The organism is Paraburkholderia sp. DD10, assembly GCF_049177125.1.
GTDB lineage: Bacteria > Pseudomonadota > Gammaproteobacteria > Burkholderiales > Burkholderiaceae > Paraburkholderia > Paraburkholderia terricola.
On the sequence record NZ_CP185392.1, the window covers coordinates 1,754,373 to 1,774,881 of the forward strand.

The window sequence follows — 20,509 nt, forward strand, 5'->3', positions numbered from 1 at the left end:
GCTCCGTGAGAGTCGTGTGGAGTCAATTGTTGGTTATCCCTTGTGAGGCGTTTTTGTGAGGCGTTTTCAATGTGTTTTTCGAAGCGTGTTTTTCAATGCGTTTTTTCAATGCTGATAGCGGGCAATGCGGTGTTGCCCGGCTTACCGCGGAGGTCGCGGCTGACGCCGCGAGAAGCGCTTCAGAACTGATGCAGCATCCCGACATACGCGCCGGTTTGCGATTCGCCAACGAGCGGGCTGGTATTGTTCGCCGCGTCGCGCGGCGACGCCTCGAGCGAAAAATTCGCGTTGCCGCTGTTGCGCACATAGCCCACCGTGCCGTACAGGAAGGTGCGCTTCGACAGGTTGTAGGTGGTGCCGAGCACGTACATCATCGCGTGGCCGGAGGGGTCGTGCGCGGCATCGCCGCCGCCGTCGCCGACCTTCACGTAGTAGCCGCCCGCCGTCACCGCCCAGCGCGGCTGGACGTTGTAGGTCGCGCCGAGCCAGTAGTGATCGGCGCTGTCGGCCACGCCCGCCGGCGAGTCGGGCGCCGAGTAATGCGTATAGGCGCCCTGAATCTTCACCGCGTCGACATGCACGTTCGCGCCCACGAAATATTCGCGCGAGCTCTGAAAGATGTTGCTGAAGCGGCCATTGCTGTCGCGCAGTTCGTCGTAGATGCCGCGCACGTCGAAGAGCGGCGAGTGATACGTCAGCATGATGCCGTCCGAGCGGCCGAACTCGCCGCTGGCGCCGCTGTTGAACGCGCCCGGCTGATTGCCGAACGCGTATTGCGCCTGCACGTCGAAGCCCCGGAACACCGGGCTGTGATACTCGACGTTATTGCTGGTTTGCTGCCAGTTGCGCCCGCGCACGAGCGAGGCCGATGAAAACGCCTGCTGCACGAACGGGTCGAATTCCCATACGCCGTCGCTGTCGATGAAGAGGTTGCGCCCGGCCTGCAACGTGCCCCACTGCTTGCTGCTCAGGCCCGCGAAGGCGCGCCGCGACCATAGCCGCCCGCCGCTGGTGGTGCCGTTCATGACCTGCAAGCCCGTTTCCAGATTGAAGATCGCGTTCAATCCGCCGCCGAGATCTTCCGTGCCTTTGAGACCCAGCATACTGGTGCCCCAATCGCCGCCTTCCGCGCTCCATCGGCTCGCACTGCCGCCCGAACCATTATTGATGTGATTCAGATATTCGACGCCGCCGTCGAGACGGCCATATAAGCTCACGCTCGTTTGACCGTGAGCGAGCGATGCGGCCAGCGGACTCGCCAACGCGACGGCAGTGATTAATTTCGTTGGTAGTCTCATCATCCTGAGTGAGTTTTCTGTCGCAATGTAGGGGCGATGCGGGCGGCGGCGTGAATAAAAACTACTCGACGCGCCATGCTGCGATTTCAATGCTGCGAGGGCTGCAGAACATCTGCCGGATTGGCGTTTCGGCGCTTCGCGCGGGCGGTTCAACGGCATGCGCATTGACTTGCCGCGCACACCGGACGAAGCCGGTTCCACGCGTGATTCGCACCGGCTCGCGATGACGATGTTGTAAAACTACACAGTTGGTCGCGGAACTATAGGTGATACACGCCGGACGGACTAGCCCTTTTACGCAATAAACTTTTGCGGACGGCGTACTCGACTTTCACGGCGGCAATGAAATTGGCGCCGCGACCTCGATGCGAAACGAAAGCTGCGCCGGCTAAGATAGCCGCTCATTCGGCCCGAGCCGAATCCGGATTCTCCATTGCTTATCAAACCTTTAACTTCGCCATGAACGCGCCCGAACTGACCGAAGACGAAAACCTTGGCCTTTATCAACGCGCGACCGAAAACGGCCCGGAATGGTGGCGCGTGAGCGTGGCCGACCGGCCGGAAAACTATCGGCTGGAGCATGGCGTGGGCGACGGTCACGGCGCCGGAGCGGTCGACATGGATCTGGTGGTCGACGCCGAAAACCTGCGCGCGAAGCTGAAGAAGTGGCGCCGCGAAGGCTTCGCGATCGACACCGCCGACGCCGCGAGCGAAGACAGCGCGGCGGAACGGGCCGCCTTCATGCCGGCCTTGCGGCGCGCGGCGGCGCTGGCCCTGGCGGAGAAACGTCGCGAGACGCAAGGCACGGACAGCACGCGCGACACCGTGCGTATCGGCCATATCGACGTGCCGTGCGGCATCGCCAACCCGCTCGTGCCGCGCCTCAATCCGGCCTATCTGTTCTCCGAGCGCTTTAACGACATCGTCGAGGACATCGTCGAAAACCGGCGCGTGATGCTGATCGGTCACACGGGCGCCGGCAAGACCAGCCTGATCGAACAGGTCGCGGCGCGCTCGCGTCACGGCGTGTTGCGCTCGAACATGAACGGACAGACCACGGTCGGCGATTTCGTCGGCTTCTGGACGGTCAAGGGCGGCGAGACGCTGTGGGTCGACGGCGTGCTGCCCACGGCGATGCGCGAAGGGCTGTGGCTGATCGTCGACGAAATCGATTTTGCCGAACCGTCGATTCTCGCCGCGCTCACCGCCGTGCTCGAACCGCACGGCCGGCTCGTGCTGAAGGAGAAAGGCAACGAGATCGTCGCGCCGCATCCGGCGTTTCGTCTCTTTGCCACCGCGAACGCGGTGGGCGCGATGAGCCAGTTCCGTCATCTGTATCAAGGCGCGAATCTGATGAACGAGGCGTTTCTCGATCGCTGGCGCGTGTACCAGCTCGACTATCTGACGCCCGCCGAGGAAGCCGACGTGCTGATGCGCACGCTCGCCCCGCACATGACCCGCCCGCTCGCCACCACCCTCGCCGCGATTGCCGCCGACTGCCGCGCGGCATTTGCCCGCGAGGATCTGTCGAGCGCGTTCTCCACGCGCCGCCTGCTCGACTGGGCCGAACTGATGCTGCGCACCGGCGACCCAGAGCGCGCGGCCGGCCCGGCGATCTACGCGAAGATCAGCCCCGAGGACGCCGCGTTGATTCGCGGCATCGTCCGTCATCACATCGCGCCGGCCGCGTGACGGTGAGCCGAATGAACGCGGCGCGCACGAGCGCGAAGCACGCGGCGCGCGACACGCGAGGCTTCGCGTTCGAATCGACGCTCGGCAAGGTGGCGCGCGTGCTCACCGGGCAATACGGCGTGACGGTCGCGTTCAGTCCCGATGGCCCGCGCGTCGAACCGGGCCGCATCGTGATTCCCGATTACGAGTTGAACGGCGGCGTCGAGCGCGACGTGCTGATCGGTTATCTGGACTTGCTGGTGGCGCGCGCCAAGCATGCTTCGCTCGCGCAACTCGACGCCTTGCCGGCCGGCGTCGCGGCCACGCTTGCGCAAGTGATCGACGACCGCCGCGTGTGCGCGCAATTGCTCGACGAATATCCGGGCGCGCGCTGGTTCATCGGCAAGTTGCGCGTGCATGCCGCCGAACGGGCGCGGCAACGCTGGCCGAAGCTGCACTGGCGCGACCGGCTCGTGTGGCTGGTGGAGCGTGCGCTGTGGGACGAACAGCCGAGCCCGACCGAAGCGAGCCATTCGTTGATCGCGGCGCTGCATGCGTCGCAAGATTTGCTGGACGAAGCGCGCGCGAGCGGTTCGACCGCGCGGAGCATCGCGACAGCGCAGGCGTTGGTGGCGCGCGTACGGGCTTTGTCGGCGGGCGACGTGAACAGCATGGCGTTCACCGCCGATCCGCTCGAAGACATCGAGACGGAAACCGTTGCCGCCTCGTCCGCGCCGTTCAACGACGACGACACCCTGCTCCCCGATCAGGGCAACACGGCCTCGCCGCCGTCCGATCAAAGCGGCGGCGCGCAGGCGGACAACGCGGTGGGCATGGGCCAATCGCCGGCCGATACGCAACAGCCCTCGGCCCGCACGGAAGGCGAAGCTGCCGCCGTCCCGCACGCCGCGCGCGCACGCCTGTCGATTCCGCTCGCCACCGAATTCGACGACATCGCCGACCTCACCGGCCAGGGCGACAGCACGGCGTGGCGCGAGCTGCGCGCGCAGGCTCGCGCGGACACCGCGCCGCTGAAGAAAAAACTCGAACGCGCGCTGAGCGCCGACGAGCGAACCCGTTGGCGGCGCGAACAGGAGCGCGGCGAGATCGACCGCACGTCGCTCGCCAGGCTCGCGACCTCGCCGGGTTATCGCACGCCGTTTCGCACGCAGCGCGCGGCCAAGGGACGCGACGTCGCCGTGAGCTTGCTGATCGACCGCAGCGGCTCGATGGCCGGACGCAAGATCGAACTCGCGCGGCTGTGCGCGGCGGCGCTGTGCGATGCGCTCACGCAGTTGTCGTTCGATTGCGAGGTGCTCGGCTACTGCTCGCTCGAATCCGCGCCGATGAAGCAGCTATACGAGCGGCAGCGTGCGGCCGGCGCGGATTTGCGGCGCTATAACCGCTTCGTCGAACGGCTCGATCTGAAGGTCTACAAGCGCTTTGGCGCGGCCGATCTGAGCGGCATCGCGCGGATCGATTGCGGCCACGAGAATCCCGACGGCGAGGCGCTCGCCTGGGCGGCGACGCGCCTCGCCGATCATCCGGCCGAACGGCGCATCCTGATGGTATTTTCCGACGGCTATCCCTCGACCGGCGACGGCGACACGCAGGTGTTGCGCAGCGATCTGCGCGAACGCGTCGCGGCCATCGGCAAGCGCGGCATCGAACTGGTCGGCATCGGCGTGCTGACCGATGCGGTCGAGGACTTCTATCCGCACAACGTGGTGGTAAGCCGCCTCGCGGAATTGCCGTCGACGGTGTTCTCCGTGTTGAGTGCGATGCTGCTGAAGCGCTAGCGCTGCGCGTCAACCGTCAGAACGCGTTCAACGGAATCTTCAGATAGCGCACGCCGTTGGCTTCGGGCTCCGGCAGCGCGCCCGCGCGAATGTTGATCTGGATGGCCGGCAGAATCAGCGTCGGCATGCCGAGCGTGCGATCACGGGCGGTGCGCATCGCAACGAATTCCTCGACCGTCACGCCGTCGTGCAAATGAATATTGTCGCGGCGCTGCTCGGCGACGGTGGTCTGCCATTGCGGCCCGCGCGAGTCCGGCGGGTAGTCGTGGCACATGCACAGCCGCGTCTGTGGCGGCAGCGCCAGCAAAGTCCGCACCGATTCATACAGGATGCGCGCATCGCCGCCCGGAAAATCGCAGCGCGCCGAGCCGCCGTCCGGCATGAACAGCGTGTCGCCCACGAACACCGTATCGCCGATCCGATACGCCATGTCCGCCGGCGTATGACCGGGCACATGCAGCGCCTGCGCGCTCAGTTGGCCGATGCCGAAGGTCTCGCCGGGCGCGAACAGATGATCGAACTGGCGGCCGTCGGCGTGCATCTCGTCGCCGAAATTGAAAATGCGCTTGAATGCCGCCTGCACGATGCGGATGCTTTCGCCGATCGCGATCTTGCCGCCCAGCGTCTCCTTCAGATAAGGCGCGGCTGAAACATGATCGGCATGCGCATGGGTTTCCAGCAGCCATTCGACACGCAAGCCATGCTCGCGGACGAAAGCGACGATGCGTTCGGCGCCCGCCGTCGACGTGCGGCCGGATTTCGGATCGTAGTCGAGCACCGGGTCGATCACCGCGCACGCCGAGCCTTCGCCCGCGTAGACGACGTAACTGAAAGTGCCCGTGGTGGCGTCGTAGAAGGCTTCTATCCGGGGTGTCATCGTCCGCTCCTTTTTTGTTTGCCGCCGCGCGCGGGCTATTTGACCGGCTGCATGGTCGCGATCGGGATCAGGAATTCGGAGAAGCCCGTCAGCATGATCTGAACGCCGATGCACAGCAGCAGAAACGAAGATACACGCATGGCGACCTTGGTTCCCTCCGCTCCGAGATAGCGGGCGAAAACCACCGCCTTGCTGTAGACCAGATAGACCGTGGCGGCCACCACCAGCGAGATCACCACGGAAGCGATGCCCGAGAGCACGAACTCCGAGAGCTTGTGCGTGCGGTTGGCCGTCAGCGCGATGGCGGTGGCGATCGAGCCCGGTCCTGTGGTGAGCGGAATGGTGAACGGGAAGAACGCCTTCGACATCGCATTGTCCGCGTCCACGCGCTTCACGCCCGGCTTGTCCGCGGGTTGCGTGTCGGGCGCATTGAGCATCTGCCAGCCGCCCACCGCGACCGCGAGGCCGCCGCCGATGCGCAGCGCCTCCATTGAAATGCCGAAGAAATGCAGGATCGGCGTGCCGATGAAAAACGCCACCAGCAGCACGCACAGCACGTTGATGGCGATTTTCCTCGCGAGCGCGGTGCGCTCCTCGGTGGTCAGCGAGGCGGTGCGGTCAAGGAAAACGAAAGCAATGCCGATCGGGTTGATGATGCTGATCAACCCGGTAAAGCCAAACAGAATGTCCGCGATCAGACTTTCGACCATATGCGACCCGTGGCGGGCGGCGGCTCGGGCGGCTCGACTGTCCGCGCATGAAAAGGCGCCGCGCTAGGTTGAACGAACCGGAGCCGCGCGGGCGGTCCGGATGATGCTTGCGTTGCGTGGCGAGCATCATAGCGCGGCCGAAAGGTGTGCCGGCAACTTTCAGAAAGCCTACACGCATTTTTGATCGACTTTACGCAACCAAAGCATCAGGCATACAGTCGCTGCGAAGCCGCACTTTCAACGAGACGTACTGACCGGTTCGAGGAGTTGCCCCCTATGTTGCTTCGTGTACTCGCCGCCTTGCCGTTCATCGGCATTCTGCTCGGCGTTCCGTTTGTCAACCGTGTCGAGCCGCTGATGCTCGGCATGCCCTTCGTGCTCGCATGGATCGTCATGTGGGTGGTGCTGAGCTCGCTCATCATGGCGATCGTCTATCGCCTCGACGCGTCCAATCGCCACATCGCCGCCGACGGCGAGGAGGTTCGCTCATGAGCGCCCTCGTCATCATCGCGGCCATCACGGTGTTCGCGCTTTACCTCGGCATGCGCGCGCGGCGCGGCCACGACATGAGCCTCGAACAATGGACCGTCGGCGGCCGCAGCTTCGGCACCGCGTTCGTGTTCCTGCTGATGGCGGGTGAGATCTACACGACCTTCACCTTCCTCGGCGGCAGCGGCTTTGCTTATGGCAAGGGCGCGCCCGTCTACTACATTCTGGCCTACGGCACGCTGGCCTACATCCTCTCTTACTGGATGCTGCCGCCGATCTGGCGTTATGCGAAGAACCACCGGCTCGTCTCGCAGCCGCATTTCTTCTCGCGCAAATATGAAAGCCCGGCGCTCGGCACGCTCGTCGCGCTGGTGGGCGTCGCCGCGCTGATCCCCTACCTCGTGCTGCAACTCAAGGGGCTCGGCATCATCGTCGCGACGGCTTCCTACGGCGTGATTTCATCGACCGCGGCCGTGTGGATCGGCGCCGCGGTGGTGACGTCCTACGTGATCGTCTCGGGCGTGCGCGGCTCCGCGTGGAATTCGGTGGTGAAGGATCTGCTGATTCTGGCGATCGTGCTGTTCCTCGGCATCTATCTGCCGCTGCACTATTACGGCGGCCTCGGCGAGATGTTCCATGCGATCGACGCCGCGCGTCCGGGCTTTCTCACGTTCCCCGCCAAGGGTTCGAGCGTGACCTGGTTCCAGTCCACCGTGCTGCTCACGGCGCTGGGCTTTTTCATGTGGCCGCACACGTTCGGTTCGATCTTCACCGCGAGGGACGAGCGCATTTTCCGCCGCAACGCGATCGTGCTGCCGCTGTACCAGTTGATTCTGCTGTTCGTGTTCTTCGTCGGCTTCGCGGCGACGCTGAAGGTGCCGGGGCTCAAGGGCGGCGACATCGACCTCTCGCTGTTCCGCCTGTCGTTGCAGACCTTCGACCCGTGGTTCGTCGGCGTGATCGGCGCGGCGGGCGTGCTGACCGCGCTGGTGCCGGGCTCGATGATCCTGACGGCGGCCTCCACGCTGCTGGCGAACGACGTGTATCGCGGCATGGTGAACCGCAATGCGTCGGATGCGGCGGTCGCCAAGCTGGCGCGCTTTCTGGTGCCGGTGGTGGCGCTCGTCGCGGTGGGCTTCACGCTGCATGGCGGCGAGACGATCGTCGCATTGCTGCTAATGGGCTATAGCTTCGTGACGCAGTTGTTTCCGGCGGTGATTTGCAGCCTGCGGCCGAATCATCGCGCCACGAAGGAAGGCGCGTTCTGCGGGATTCTCGCCGGCGTCGCGGTGGTGGCGGTGACGACCAGCATGCATTTGAGCGTGGGCCAACTGATGCCGTTTTTGCCCGATGCGCTGAAGGACGTCAATATTGGTTTTCTGGCGCTGGCGGTCAACGTGATCGTTTTTGCCGCGGTGAGCGCGGCGACGCAAACGCGGCAGGCTGAACGGACGCAGGCGTCGGCGAATTGAGGATGAAGGGCGGTGGCGGGTGAAGGGGCCCAGCGCGCGTTGTCGCGTCGGCGCCGATCACAACGTCGCCGCCCTACGCCCCTGATCCACGAACGCATACCCGTTCTTGCCGCTGCGCTTGACCTGGTACATCGCCTCGTCGGCCGCGCCGATCAGGCGACGGTAGTCGTCGACGAGATCGGGGAAGCTGGCAATGCCGATGCTCGCGCGAACCAGGCCGATTCCCATCTGCTCGTCCGTGCGAACCACGCACGCGATGAGCCGCCCGGCAATCTCGACGAGTTCCGCATCCGTCGAGAATCCCCGCACCAGCACGGCGAATTCGTCGCCGCCGATCCGGGCGACGACGTCGGCCTTGCGCACCGAGCCGCGAAAACACTTCGACACCGCGACCAGAAATTCATCGCCGACGCGATGACCGAGTGAATCGTTGACCTGCTTGAATCCGTCCAGATCGACATACAGCACGGCGATCTTGTGAGTCGCCGACTCGGCCTGCCGCCGCATCGCGGCTGCTTCGAGGGCGGCGAACAGCTTGCGCCGGTTCGGCAGACCGGTCATCGGATCGTGTAGCGCGGCGTGCTCGAATTCCTGCGACTGTCCCGCCAACTGGCGCGTCCGTTTCGCATACATGCCGAGCGCCGTGATCAACATGCAGAACAGCAGCGCGGCCAGAGCGATCACCGTGTACGCCACATGCGTGATCCGCACCCGCACGTCGGCGCTGTCGATGTCGCGTTGCGCGTGCCAATAGGCCGAGGCGTTGCGCAGCAGCGCATCCGTGTCGCGAAGATTCGCGTCCGGCGACAGCGCGGCGGGCGCGGCGGGCGCGGCGGGCGCAATACGCGGCGCCGCGGACGGGCTCGCGTTCACCAGCGCGGCGAGCGACGTGAGACGGCGAGCCAGTTCGGCGCGCGCGTTTCGCCGCCCCTCCGCCCTCGCCTCGCTATCGACCGGCACATGCTCCCATACGTCCGCGAGATGGCGCGCGCTGTCCGCGCGTTCGATCTCTTCGAGAACCAGGCTCGCATATTCCTGTTTGATCTGATCCGAAAAGACCATCCTGATCTGCAAGGCAAGGTACAGCAGGCCGATCAGCAGGCACAGCACCGACGCGACAGCCATCGTCGCGGGACCCGGCCCCAGGCGCAGCGTCGGGACGCGCACCGCGGCGCGCCGGGGACGATGCCGCTCAGGGATGGGAATAGATGTCTTGCTGGCTTGCGCGGCCATGTTGCCGGTAGCTCGTGCGTTTAAAGAAAAGGCTCATCCGTGTGAACACATTGCCTTTCGGTTTTGCGTTGACGGGCGTTGCCCGCCGCTCCTGCTGAGCGGCTCGCGCGTCCTTGACCGGCCGCGCCGCCGCGAACGGCTGCACGATGGGATCGGAGCCGCTGCTCGCGCGCCGGCTCGATCGGACCGACGTTGCAGCCGGCGCGGAGGTAGCGTTGGATGCGCCGGCTTGAGCGATCGTGGTTGCGGGGCGCCGCATGACACGGCCTGACCAGACTGCCTGTTTGCGGCCTTCTTCGCCCTCCGAGGTGAGTGTCGCGACGGAGGATGCAGGCGTTGCGGGCGGTTTTGGTGCGGGCGGGTTCATGGCCGGCTTGCTGTCCGGGGTTGCCGCGCCGGGTGTTGCGGGCCCCGTTACCGCCGTATCCATGACCGCCGCGCCCATCGGGGCCGTGAGCGGCACATTCACGGGCGCCGCCGCGACGGGCGCGGACGGCATGCCCGGCCCCGCCATCGTCATCGACATCGGCGGTCCCAGCGATGACGCCGACTTCGCGAGCACCGCTGCGCTCGCCGCCGACGCCGGCACGCCGAGCGCGCGCCGCGCACCCGCCATGGCTTCGGCATAGGCCTGCTGATCGTGATTGAACCAGACGCCGTACGCGACCGTCCCCACCACGCCGAAGGCGAGCGCGCTTGCGGCGGCTACGCATAGCGCGAGACGTCCGAAGCGTGGCGGCGGCGCCGGATCCTGTTCGGGCTCGTCAGTGTCGAAGCCGGCATCCCGGCCGGCCCTCCTGGACCTCGGCAACTCGGTATCGTCGAACATCGCAATACTCTCCGGAACCCTTCCGTCCGACGGTTCGTCGGACCTGGTTCAACATTCTTCCGACGGTTTTGCCAATTCGCTCATCGGGGTAACGACAACACGACAACGCCGCGCTTCACATGCCGGCTCTGCGAGTCGGCTTCGCGCTGCAAGGTTGTAAAAGATTCAACGTCACGTGTAGATGCGGACGGTACGGCGCGACCTCGATGGCCGCTCGTGCAGGTGATATCGCGGGCAGACGAATAGGCGCATGCTCGCGGCCTTCTGGCATGCAACAAACACGCCTATGAGAAGCGCGGTCGGCGGCGTTGCATCGGGGAATGAAGGGTATAAACGATGAATTGGCCGCGCGCTCAGACCGCTCAGGCCCACGAGAAACGGCCACGCTGGGGCGGTTTGCGATGACTTCCGCCTCGCTGGATCGTGGCGGCCCGCACCTGGATTTCGGCTGCTATTGGCTACTTTTGCGAAGGTGCGAAAGGTAGCCGCGAAACGGCAAAACGCGTGGCTCCTGAAACGTAAAGGCGGTGGCCCGCATCGCATGACGATGCGGACCACGGCCCTGCTTTTCAGCGCGGCTCGATAACGCCGGCCGCTTATTTCGCCTGCTGCGCTTGCTGCTTCGACCTGAGCTTGCCCTGGAAGCGGATCTGCGGACGCAGCGATTGCGTCGTCGGCGGGGTCATGAGCATCTGACGCGCGAGCGGCGTAGCAGTCGGGTTCAACGAACCGATGCTGGTTTCACGCGACGGATCGGCGAGACCGTTCTTCACCAGCAGCTCCGCTTCGAGTTGCAGATTGGTCAGCAGAACCGGATCCTTCAACGCGTTGCCCTGCGCGAGCAACTGACTCCACGCGGTGTTGCCGTAATTCGTCACGTAGTAGTCGAGACCGCTCGGATCGGCGAGCACCGCGGAACAACCGTTCAGGCGCACCTGCGTTTGCATGTCTTTCATCGCAACCGTCTTGCGCGACGTGAGCCCGTCGCCGTAGGCGAGCGTCAACGGAATGGTCCACTGCGTGCCGGGGTACGGGTTCTGGTTCGGAAACGGCGACTGCTTGAGCGTGACCACGGTCTGATTCGAGACCAGATCGCACTGCGTGTCGAGCGAGATCAACGGCACGCCCGTTTGCCGCACGAAGCTGTCGCCGATCGCCACCATCGGCTCGCCGCTTGCCCTGGTCAGTTCATCCCACAGGCGCCTTGGCGTGACATTGCCGAGCGCATAGTCGGCCAGATACGATTGCAGCCCCTTGCGCATCACTTCCTCGCCGAGATAGTTCTCCAGCATCTTCAGCACGTGGCCGCCCTTGTCGTAGGTGAAGGCGCTCGCGCTCAGCACGAAGTCGTTCGAGGCCCAGCCGTTGAAGTTCGGCTGCACCGGGAACGCGGTGGATTTCAGATCGGCATTGATCACCGCGTACTTGTTCTTCACGTCGTCGACCCAACTGAAGCGGTCCGGGAAGAAACGCACCTTGGTCTTGTTCTCGAAGAAGGTGGCGAACGACTCGTTCAGCCACACATCGTCCCACCAGTCGAGCGTGACCAGATCGCCGAACCACTGGTGCGCCGCTTCGTGCGTGAGCACCGTCACGCCGTAATCGGACATCTCGGTGCCCGGCGCCGGCAGAATGTCGTCGGCGAATTCCAGAATCGCGCCCCAGTTCTCCATCCCGCCGAAGTTCAGGTCTTTCTGCTCCTTGAACGCGTCGTTCGCCGCGATCGTGTCGAACTTGGTGAGCGGCAACGCAATGCCCGTGTAGCGATAGTAGTAATCGAGCGCCTGCTTGGTCTGCTGCATCGCCGGCTTGGCCCAGTCACGCATGCCGGGCGGCGTGAAGATACGCAGATGCAGACCCTTGCCGTCCGGCAGCGGGCTCGTGAAATCGTCCTCGAGAATATCGAACTGGCCGCCGCCGAAGAAGAGCAGATACGAAGGCATCGGCGGCGTCTTTTCGAACGACACCAGCTTGTAGCCGCTGTCCACGTTCACCGCCGGTTTCTCCGCCGCGTTCGAGACGACGTTCCAGTTTTGCGGGACTTCCGCGCTCACCTCATAGGTGGGCCGGAAAGCCGGCTCGTCCCAGCCGGGGAACCATTGGCGCGCGAGATTCGATTCGCCTTGCGTGAGAATCGCGCCGCTCGTGGTGCCGTCCGTCGCCTTCAGATCGACGCGGAACACGCCTTCGGCCGCCGAGCATCCCGGATACGGATCGTCGCCGCAACTGCCGCCGGTCTTGGCGACCGGATCGTCATAGCTCTTGAAGTTGATGATGCCGCTCCACTCCATGTGCAGCGAGTAATTGCCGGCCGCGATCTGGCCGCTGACGGGCCGAAGCTGATAGAAGTCGCCGTCGTCCTGCGGCGTGGCGATCAACGGGATGTTGCCCGGCTGAAGCGTGATCGTGCCGTTGGTGAACTTGACGCGGTGCCCGGCGATGGTGATCGCGTTGACGGCCTTCAGCACCTTGATCTGCACGTCGGCGCGGCCGTCGAATGACGACAGCGCCGGGTTCGGCCGGAACCACAGCTTGTAGTTGACGGGCATGACCGTGTCGGGCAGTTCGACCGGCGGCACCGTCTTGTCGATCGACGGATTCGCGGCGATCGGCGCGGTGGGCGGCGCCAGCGCCGCGTCGGAAGCGGCCGTCGGCGTCTGCGCGGATTTGCTCGTCAGCGTGGAGGCGCCGTCTCCCGCGCCGCATCCCGCCAGAACCATTATTCCGGCTAGCGCCAGGCACTGTATCTGCAATCGGAAATTTATACTCATGATTAATCCTCGACTGACAATATCGGCATAAAGAAAGTGCGATGAATGCTTCAACTGGTTTTCTCTGTTTTTCAGAGAAAAAGGTCTCCCGCACCAACACCGAATTGCTGGCGAGAATATATGGACGTGTTACACCCTCAGCACTCGCGGCTGATTTTTAAATAACGGCGTTTAATCATTACAATGCTTTCAACGAAACGGATTGGAACTGTTTCAGCTTCCATGCGATCGTCTGACTGATGGGCAAAGCGGCGGCTTGCCTGCGTCTCCGGGCAGGGGTAAATTTTTTTAATCAGTTTTGACGACAGTGCGTAGCCTAGTTTGGCAAACGTTCCCGTGTCAACTTCCTTTCACAATCTTTCCTGAAGTTTCACACGGTGTATGCCGTTCGAATGGAATCCCAGTAAATGATCCGAGTTAATACTCTAGAAATCCCACGATTCCCGATTGCCTACGGAAAACCTAGCTTTCCATTTCCCGGAATGTGCTATGGATTGACGCGCGAATAAATGCAAAGCGAATGGGAGGGGTTTTGCGTTGAAAACGCCTTGAGCATCTGCGCGCCTCACGAAAACACGGCGGCTGGTTCAGAAGCGAATCGCCCACGCCGTGTTCAACCGCCCACCGCCGCCACGATCCGCGCGCACATCGCCTTATCGGGCAGCGGACCCGAGCCGGCCCGAACGTTGTCGGCCATGTATTGCGGACGCCCGGTGCCGGGAATCACCACCGTCACCGCCGCTTGCGCGAGTACGAACTTGAGGAGCAGTTGCGCCCAGCTCGTGCAGTCGATCTCCGCGGCCCACGCCGGCAGCGGCGTTTTGCCGACGCGCGCGAGCAGGCCGCCGCCGCCGAAAGGCTGGTTGATCACCACCGCGATACCCAGCTCCGCCGCGAGCGGCAAGATGCGCGCCTCGGCGGCGCGGTCATCCGCTGCATAGTTGATCTGCACGAAGTCGGGCTTTTCGCTGCGCATCACGGCCGCGACTTCGCCGAATGCACTCGACGTGTAGTGCGTGACGCCGATATAGCGAATCCGGCCGCGCGCTTTCCAGTCGCGCAGCGTGGCGAGTTGCGTGCGCCAGTCGAGCAGATTGTGGACCTGCATCAGATCGATGCGCGGTTGTTGAAAACGGCGCAGCGATTCCTCCATCTGCGCGATGCCGGCCTCGCGTCCCTGAGTCCAGACCTTGGTCGCGACGAAGGCTTTGCGGTGCGCGTCGAGTTGCGTCAGCAGCGCGCCGGCAACAGCTTCCGACGAGCCGTACATCGGCGACGAGTCGATCGCCGAGCCGCCTGCCTCGAAGAGAATTCGCAGCACGTCGGCAAGTTGCGCGCGAGCGCCGGGATCATCGCCGACATCGAACGTGCGCCACGTGCCGCAGCCGATGACCGGCAAACGTTCGCCAGTCGACGGAATCACACGCTGTGCGATACGCGAGGGCGTGGCGGTTTGCGGTTGTGGTTGCGGTTGTGGTTGGGCCTGCGTTTGCGCCGAGGTCAAACGCGGCAGAGCGATCGAGACCGGCAAGCCGATGGCGGCGCTTGTTACCGTGCGCAGAAAGGAGCGTCTGCCGGCGCGCCGCACGGCGTCGTTCGATGAAAGTGCCATGACGTGCCCTCGATAAGCAACGAACAAGCTTCGAGTCTGCACGATACGGCAATCGGGCGCGGCGTGTGGCGTGAGGAGACCACCGCGCCTGGACACGACGCCCCGCTATCTGATGAAATGCCCACAAATCGCCACGGCACTAAAGCGCATATACAAAGACGACTGCGAAGACTGCGCCGCGCCCGCCGCGAATCGATCCGCCGCCAACGCGGACCCGCCCGCCGCGCCGAGCGCGGCAACCACAATCGCCATACCGCGCAGCCGCCCGGCGCGGCCGACGAGCGTGCCCGACACGCTTCGCCAACTCGCCAGCAAGGTCATGCCGAGCGCCACGATCGCGCAACACATGGCCGTTCCTTCAACCGTTCGCGACGGACAGCGCCGGCCGCGCCGGAAACGGATCGCGCCAGGCGTCGAGCGCGTTCAACCGATCGTGCCAGCGCCGCACATGCTCGAACTCTTCGAGCGGCATCGCCGCGCTTTTCGCGTAAGGCAAGGTCGCGCCGACCGAAAAGTCCGCGACGCTCAGTTCATCGCCAAGCAGCCATGTGCGATCCTTGAGATGCCGATCGAGCACGCCCGCGTGCTTGCGAAACCAGCCCTGCGCTTCAGCGACTTTCGACGCATCCGGCTCGCCGAGTCCGATCCGCGGCTTGATCAGATGCTCGAAATAAAGCGTGCCGCCATGCCGGTAAAAATGCTGGCTGTTCCAGCTGAACCAGCGCACCGCATCGGCCTGCCGCGCGCCGCGCGGCCAGAGATCCGATTCCGCGCGCTGCGCGAAATGGCAGATGATCGCGTCGGCTTCCCAAAGGCTTTTATCGCCGTCGACGAGACACGGCACCTTGCCGTTCGGATTGATCGCCAGATAAGCGGGCTCATTCTGCTCGCCCTTTGCCAGATCGACGAAAACGTATTCGATGGGCAAGCCCAGGTACTTCGCCACGGCGCACGCTTTTCTGGGGGCCAGGGTTTCAGAATAGTAGAGCTTCATGTTCGACCTCGATATGGGTTGAATTCGGTCCGATGCGCTTTATTCGCCTGTGTCGTTCAGTTCGGCGATCAGTGCCTCGAGCTTGTCGAAGGAGCCGTTCCAGCCGACCTGATGCGCGTCGCGCGCGGCCGCGTCGAAGAATTGCGAGTGCGTGAAATTGAGTTCGGTGCCTTCTTCGATCGGACGCAATCGGATCGTCACGAGAGACTGGCGCTCCGGCATCGTCACCCACTGCCAGGTAAAGACGAGCTTGCTGTCCGGTTCGACTTCCTGGTATTCGCCGCGGCAGTCGTGCGTTTCGCCGTCGAGCGTCTGGAACACCACGCGAAAGCGCCCGCCCACGCGCGGATCGGCTTCGGCGCTCAGCACCGGCCCGGCGTCGGGCCCCCACCAGCGCGCCATCAGTTCGGGGCGGGTCCACGCTGCGTAGACTCTCGCCGGCGGCGCCTTGATGCGCCGGATGATGGTCAGGCTGGGCTTTTCCTTGATCATTCCTCTTCCCCCTCCACAAAGTCGGTAAGTCGATCGAGACTGGCGGACCAGAAGCGCTCATAGCGTCGTAGCCACGCCATCGCCTCCTCCATCGGGCCGGCGACGAGGTCCACCGAAACGGTCCGGCCTTTCTTGGTACGCGCCACGAGACCCGCTTCGCTCAGCACGTCGAGGTGCTTCATGACAGCGGGAAGCTTGAGCGGCAGCGGACGCGCGATCTCCGTGATCGACAGGCCGGGCTCCCGCTCCAGACGCGCGAGGATAGCCCGCCGCGTGGGGTCCACGAGAGCGGAAAACGTACGATCCAACTGACTGACCGGATACTTCGCCATGTGGTGAACTATAGAGATTGATCGTGAAGTGTCAAGCTTTTTTGCAGGGCCGCCTCGTCATGCGGAGGACGCGAGCGCATCCAACCGGTTGACGTGTCCTTGCGCCCCGAGACCGGCACGCGCCGCCGTGTCGCCGTTCTAGAATGTCGCCTCGTTGCCGCGCTCGCGCCAACCGGTCACATCACAAGGACAACACGTATGGACATGCTTCAGGCGATGACGGTGTTCAAGCGCGTCGTGGACGCGTCGAGCTTTTCCAGGGCGGCCGATTCGCTGGAAATGCCGCGCGCGTCGGTGTCGACTGTCGTGCAGAACCTCGAAGGCCATCTCGGCGTGCGGCTCCTGAATCGCACGACGCGCAGCGTTCAGGTCACCGGCGACGGCGCGCTCTACTACGAATATTGCGCGCGCATTCTGGCCGAGGTCTCCGACGCCGAGTCGGCGTTATCGAACAAACGCCAGAGCCCGCGCGGCACGATTCGCGTCGACACCTCCGCGACATTCGCCACCAACGTGCTGATTCCCGTGCTGCGCGATTTCAACGCGCGCTATCCCGACATCGCGGTGAAGCTGGGTATCGCCGATCGCAACGTGGATCTCGTGCAGGAAGGCGTGGATTGCGTGATCCGCATCGGCGTGCTCGACGATTCGAGCCTCGTCGCGCGCACGATCGGCAGCGTGCGCATGACCACCTGCGCGGCGCCCGCCTATCTCGAACAGATGGGCGAGCCGGCCACGCCCGACGATCTCGAGCGGCATCGCGCGGTGAATTATTTTTCGGCGCGCACGGGGCGTGTCTACCCCTTCGAATTCGAAGTCGACGGCGCGCTCGTGCGAAAACCAATGGAAGGGATTCTGGCGGTCAACGACGGCCAGGTTTACATCACGTCCGCGCTCGAAGCCTTGGGAATGATCCAGGTGCCGCGCTTCATGGTGGCGAAAGCGATCGATGCGGGCGCGTTGCGTGAAATTCTGCGCGGCTTCCCGAGCCCGCCGATTCCGCTTTCGATCCTTTACCCGCACCGCCGCCTGAGCATGTGCGTCAGAGTATTCAGCGAGTGGGTGCATGAACTCGCGCAGCAGAATCCCGACCTGAACGGCTAGCGGTTTGCGCGGCAGGCAACCGCAAACACAAACACAAACACAATCGCAAACGCAAACGCAATCGCCTGCGCACCCGCGCAAACCGCCAACGACTACGCGCCGTTGCCGCCCACCGTCTTGATGCTCTTCCATTGCCCTTGCTGAACCTGGAACAGCGTATAAGGCGGCTTGATCAGATCGCCATACGGATCGAAGGTGATATTGCCGGTCACACCCGTGACCGTGACCTTCGACAGGCTCTCGACAATCTTCGCGCGATCGAGCGAGTCGGCGCCGTGGATCGCCTTGATCATCGCGAGCGCGGCGTCGTAGGCGAACGGCGCGTAGAGCTCGACATCCTGATTGAAGCGCGCCTTGTAGCGCTTGCCGAACGCCTGCGCGGCGGGCAGCTTGTCGAGCGCCGGACCCGGCTCGAGATCCTGGGTGCCGTCGCCGGCCGCGCCGGATATCTGCAGGAACGCATTGCTCTTCAGCGCGCCCGCGCCGAACAGTTGCGCGTTGATGCCGAGCGAGCGCATCTGCTTGACCAGCATCGCGCCCTGCTCGTCCAGGCCGCCGAAGAAGATCATGTCGACGTTCTTGCTCTTCAACGTGGTCAGAATGGCGCGGAAATCGACCGCCTTGTCGTTGGTGAACTCGCGATCGACCACGTTGCCGTTCGCTTCCTTGACGCCTTTTTCAAACGCATCCGCGAGACCTTGCCCGAATGCGGTGCGGTCGTCGATGATGCCGATGCGTTTCGCCTTCATCTGCTCCACCACGAAATGCCCCGCGACGACTCCGCCGATGCCGTCATGGCCCATCGTGCGGAAGACGTTTTTGAAGCCCTGCTTGGTGAGTTGCGGATTGGTCGAGCCCGGCGTGATCATCGCCACGTTCGCCTGGTGATAGACCGTCGAAGCCGGAATGCTGCAACCCGAGTTGTAGTGGCCGATCACCCCCACCACGCCTTCGTCGACCAGCTTCTGCGCGACCTGAATCGCCACGCGCGGGTCGGCCTGATCGTCCTGCACGTCGAGCACGAACTTGACCGGCTTGCCGCCGACGGTCGGATGCTTCGCGTTCTCTTCATCGAGCGCCAGTTGCGCGCCATATTGCAAGTCCTTGCCGACTCGGGCCACCGGACCGGTCAACGGCCCGACGAAACCGATCTTGACGACTTCGGGGTCGGCGGCCCACGACAACGGCATGTACGTGGCGAGTGCACAGACAGTGGCACTCAACAGCCAATAGCGGCGATTCATGATGCGCTCCTTGCGAGATGTGACGTCGCGCGTGTAGTAGGTTGACCGATTCGATGCGCGACGCGTCGAAACCGTCCTGCGATGCCTGTGGTGAAACGTGAAAACTTCGTGCGGCTGTCCCCTGCAAAATCAAAAACGCGTGGCCGCGTAGGGCGCGAGATCGAGCGGCGGCGCCCGCCGCGCGATCAGATCCGCGACGATGCGCCCGCTCACGCCCGCCAGCGTCAGGCCGAGATGCTGATGGCCGAAGGCGTAGATCACGCGTTCGCTCGCGCGCGATCGCGCGAGCACCGGCACGCCGTCGGGCAGCGTCGGGCGAAAGCCGAGCCAGTTGCTGTCAGGCGTAGCCAGCGCGGGTAGCGCGCGCTTCGCTGAAAACGTCAGCAAGTCGAGCAGCGAGCGGTTGCGCGTGTCGCCGAAACCGGCGAGTTCGACGGTGCCCGCGACGCGCAAGCCGTCGCTCATCGGCGTCATGTAGAAGCCGCGTTCGGCCCAGCCGACCGGCCGCGACACCAGTTGCTGCGCGCCGGGAAAACGGACGTGATAGCCGCGCTCGGTGTCGAGCGGAACCGGGTAGCCGCATTGGCCGGCGAACTGCGCGGAGCGCGCGCCGGTTGCCACCACCACGTAATCGAAACGACGCGCGATGCCGCCGACGCTGAGGCTCGCGCCTTCGCCCGAAGGCTGCACGCGCTCGACCGCCGCGCGCTCCAGCGTCAAGCCTTGCGCGGCGAGTCGATCATGAAGCGTCTGCAAGAAGCCTTGCGGGTCGGAGAAATGCCAGCTATTCGTGAACAGCACGCCGCGCTCGAAGATCGGTGCGAGCGACGGTTCCAGCGCACGGATATCGTCGCCCTCGAGCAGATCGAAGGTGACGCCCAGCTTCTGGCGCAGATCGAGCGCGGCACGCGCGGCATCGAATGAAGCCGCGCTCGAATACAGATACAGGCACTCGCGCGGACGAACGAAGCTCGCCAGTTCCGGGTTCGCGAGCAGCGGCGCATAGCCGTCATACGCGTGATCGAGCAGCGCGGCGAGTGCGGCGGCGCTGGCCTCGTAGCGGCGCGGCAGCGAACTCATCATGAAGCGCACCAGCCACGGCGCGAGATGCGGTAGATAACCCCAACGCAATCTGAACGGACTCTGGTTCGATAGCAGAAAACGCGGCAAGTCACGGAACACCGACGGATTGTTGACCGGAATGCACGCATACGGCGCGAACGTCCCGGCGTTGCCGAACGACGCGCCCTGCCCCACGCCGGCCGGATCGAACAGCGTGACGCGGTGGCCGTCGCGCATCAACGCGGCCGCGCTCGCCAGGCCGATGAACCCCGCACCGATGATGGCGACGTTCGGCATCACGCGCGTCTTTCGGGTACGGCGGCGCAACGGCCGAGGGCGGGCGGCGCACCGCGTTTCGACACGCATCCGCGTGGTGTGGACTGAGGAAAGCGCATCCAGCAAGCTCCGGCTAATAAGTTTCGAATGCTGTCCGGTAGCGGCTCATTTCCCACGCCACCGAACAAAGCCATGAGCACAGAATCACACAATATTTTTTTGTGTGCAATTAAAACGCGCATTG

18 protein-coding genes are annotated in these 20,509 nt (G+C 64.1%); 5 read left to right on the plus strand and 13 right to left on the minus strand.

Going from position 1 to position 20,509, the window contains the following annotated elements:
- Positions 1 to 179 precede the first annotated feature (179 nt).
- Complete coding sequence (locus tag ACOCG7_RS07985) at positions 180 to 1,298, minus strand: porin (RefSeq protein ID WP_073428495.1); 1,119 nt, start codon at positions 1,296 to 1,298, stop codon at positions 180 to 182.
- 459 nt (positions 1,299 to 1,757) lie between these two features.
- On the opposite strand from ACOCG7_RS07985, the gene ACOCG7_RS07990 reads away from it, so the two are divergent.
- Both ACOCG7_RS07990 and ACOCG7_RS07995 read left to right on the plus strand, forming a co-directional pair.
- Positions 1,758 to 2,990 (plus strand): AAA family ATPase, encoded by a 1,233-nt coding sequence (locus ACOCG7_RS07990; protein WP_073428443.1) that lies wholly within the window; start codon positions 1,758 to 1,760, stop codon positions 2,988 to 2,990.
- A gap of 11 nt (positions 2,991 to 3,001) precedes the next feature.
- Complete coding sequence (locus ACOCG7_RS07995) at positions 3,002 to 4,768, plus strand: cobaltochelatase CobT-related protein (RefSeq protein ID WP_073428444.1); 1,767 nt, start codon at positions 3,002 to 3,004, stop codon at positions 4,766 to 4,768.
- A 16-nt stretch (positions 4,769 to 4,784) separates the two neighbouring features.
- On the opposite strand, the gene ACOCG7_RS08000 is transcribed toward ACOCG7_RS07995, so the two are convergent.
- Entirely contained in the window at positions 4,785 to 5,645 is an 861-nt protein-coding gene (locus ACOCG7_RS08000) for an MBL fold metallo-hydrolase (protein WP_073428445.1), read from the minus strand.
- A 35-nt stretch (positions 5,646 to 5,680) separates the two neighbouring features.
- Positions 5,681 to 6,355 (minus strand): MarC family protein, encoded by a 675-nt coding sequence (locus ACOCG7_RS08005; protein WP_073428446.1) that lies wholly within the window; start codon positions 6,353 to 6,355, stop codon positions 5,681 to 5,683.
- A gap of 276 nt (positions 6,356 to 6,631) precedes the next feature.
- Here ACOCG7_RS08005 and ACOCG7_RS08010 point away from each other — a divergent pair, with 276 nt between their 5' ends.
- Positions 6,632 to 6,847 (plus strand): DUF3311 domain-containing protein, encoded by a 216-nt coding sequence (locus ACOCG7_RS08010; protein ID WP_073428447.1) that lies wholly within the window; start codon positions 6,632 to 6,634, stop codon positions 6,845 to 6,847.
- Positions 6,844 to 8,316: a sodium:solute symporter family protein gene (locus tag ACOCG7_RS08015; RefSeq protein WP_073428448.1), complete on the plus strand. Its 1,473-nt coding sequence runs from the start codon at positions 6,844 to 6,846 to the stop codon at positions 8,314 to 8,316. Before ACOCG7_RS08010 ends, ACOCG7_RS08015 begins: the two co-directional genes overlap by 4 nt.
- A 57-nt stretch (positions 8,317 to 8,373) precedes the next feature.
- Here ACOCG7_RS08015 and ACOCG7_RS08020 read toward each other — a convergent pair whose 3' ends face one another.
- From ACOCG7_RS08020 to ACOCG7_RS08055, 8 genes are all read right to left on the minus strand, one after another.
- Positions 8,374 to 9,549 (minus strand): GGDEF domain-containing protein, encoded by a 1,176-nt coding sequence (locus ACOCG7_RS08020; protein ID WP_073428449.1) that lies wholly within the window; start codon positions 9,547 to 9,549, stop codon positions 8,374 to 8,376.
- Positions 9,509 to 10,378 carry a hypothetical protein gene (locus ACOCG7_RS08025; protein ID WP_310134283.1) on the minus strand — a complete coding sequence of 290 codons (870 nt, stop codon included), beginning with the start codon at positions 10,376 to 10,378 and terminating at the stop codon, positions 9,509 to 9,511. Before ACOCG7_RS08025 ends, ACOCG7_RS08020 begins: the two co-directional genes overlap by 41 nt.
- 596 nt (positions 10,379 to 10,974) lie before the next feature.
- Positions 10,975 to 13,149, minus strand: a complete 2,175-nt coding sequence (locus ACOCG7_RS08030) for a M1 family metallopeptidase (protein WP_421375040.1) — start codon at positions 13,147 to 13,149, stop codon at positions 10,975 to 10,977.
- Between the two features lie 613 nt (positions 13,150 to 13,762).
- Positions 13,763 to 14,761 carry an aldo/keto reductase gene (locus ACOCG7_RS08035; protein WP_114164519.1) on the minus strand — a complete coding sequence of 333 codons (999 nt, stop codon included), beginning with the start codon at positions 14,759 to 14,761 and terminating at the stop codon, positions 13,763 to 13,765.
- 105 nt (positions 14,762 to 14,866) lie between these two features.
- A complete protein-coding gene (locus ACOCG7_RS08040) occupies positions 14,867 to 15,109 on the minus strand; it encodes a hypothetical protein (protein WP_073428453.1) in 243 nt (80 codons plus the stop codon).
- A gap of 10 nt (positions 15,110 to 15,119) precedes the next feature.
- The gene (locus ACOCG7_RS08045) at positions 15,120 to 15,755 is read right to left on the minus strand and encodes a glutathione S-transferase family protein (RefSeq protein WP_114164518.1); all 636 of its coding nucleotides are present in this window, start codon (positions 15,753 to 15,755) and stop codon (positions 15,120 to 15,122) included.
- A 39-nt stretch (positions 15,756 to 15,794) separates the two neighbouring features.
- A complete protein-coding gene (locus ACOCG7_RS08050) occupies positions 15,795 to 16,247 on the minus strand; it encodes an SRPBCC family protein (protein ID WP_073428455.1) in 453 nt (150 codons plus the stop codon).
- Positions 16,244 to 16,579, minus strand: a complete 336-nt coding sequence (locus tag ACOCG7_RS08055) for an ArsR/SmtB family transcription factor (RefSeq protein ID WP_073428456.1) — start codon at positions 16,577 to 16,579, stop codon at positions 16,244 to 16,246. Before ACOCG7_RS08055 ends, ACOCG7_RS08050 begins: the two co-directional genes overlap by 4 nt.
- A gap of 198 nt (positions 16,580 to 16,777) precedes the next feature.
- Between ACOCG7_RS08055 and ACOCG7_RS08060 the strand changes: the two genes are divergently transcribed.
- Entirely contained in the window at positions 16,778 to 17,683 is a 906-nt protein-coding gene (locus ACOCG7_RS08060) for a LysR family transcriptional regulator (RefSeq protein WP_073428457.1), read from the plus strand.
- A gap of 92 nt (positions 17,684 to 17,775) precedes the next feature.
- On the opposite strand, the gene ACOCG7_RS08065 is transcribed toward ACOCG7_RS08060, so the two are convergent.
- Positions 17,776 to 18,927 carry a branched-chain amino acid ABC transporter substrate-binding protein gene (locus tag ACOCG7_RS08065; RefSeq protein ID WP_073428458.1) on the minus strand — a complete coding sequence of 384 codons (1,152 nt, stop codon included), beginning with the start codon at positions 18,925 to 18,927 and terminating at the stop codon, positions 17,776 to 17,778.
- A 129-nt stretch (positions 18,928 to 19,056) separates the two neighbouring features.
- Positions 19,057 to 20,286: an NAD(P)/FAD-dependent oxidoreductase gene (locus ACOCG7_RS08070; protein ID WP_421375044.1), complete on the minus strand. Its 1,230-nt coding sequence runs from the start codon at positions 20,284 to 20,286 to the stop codon at positions 19,057 to 19,059.
- Positions 20,287 to 20,509 lie beyond the last annotated feature (223 nt).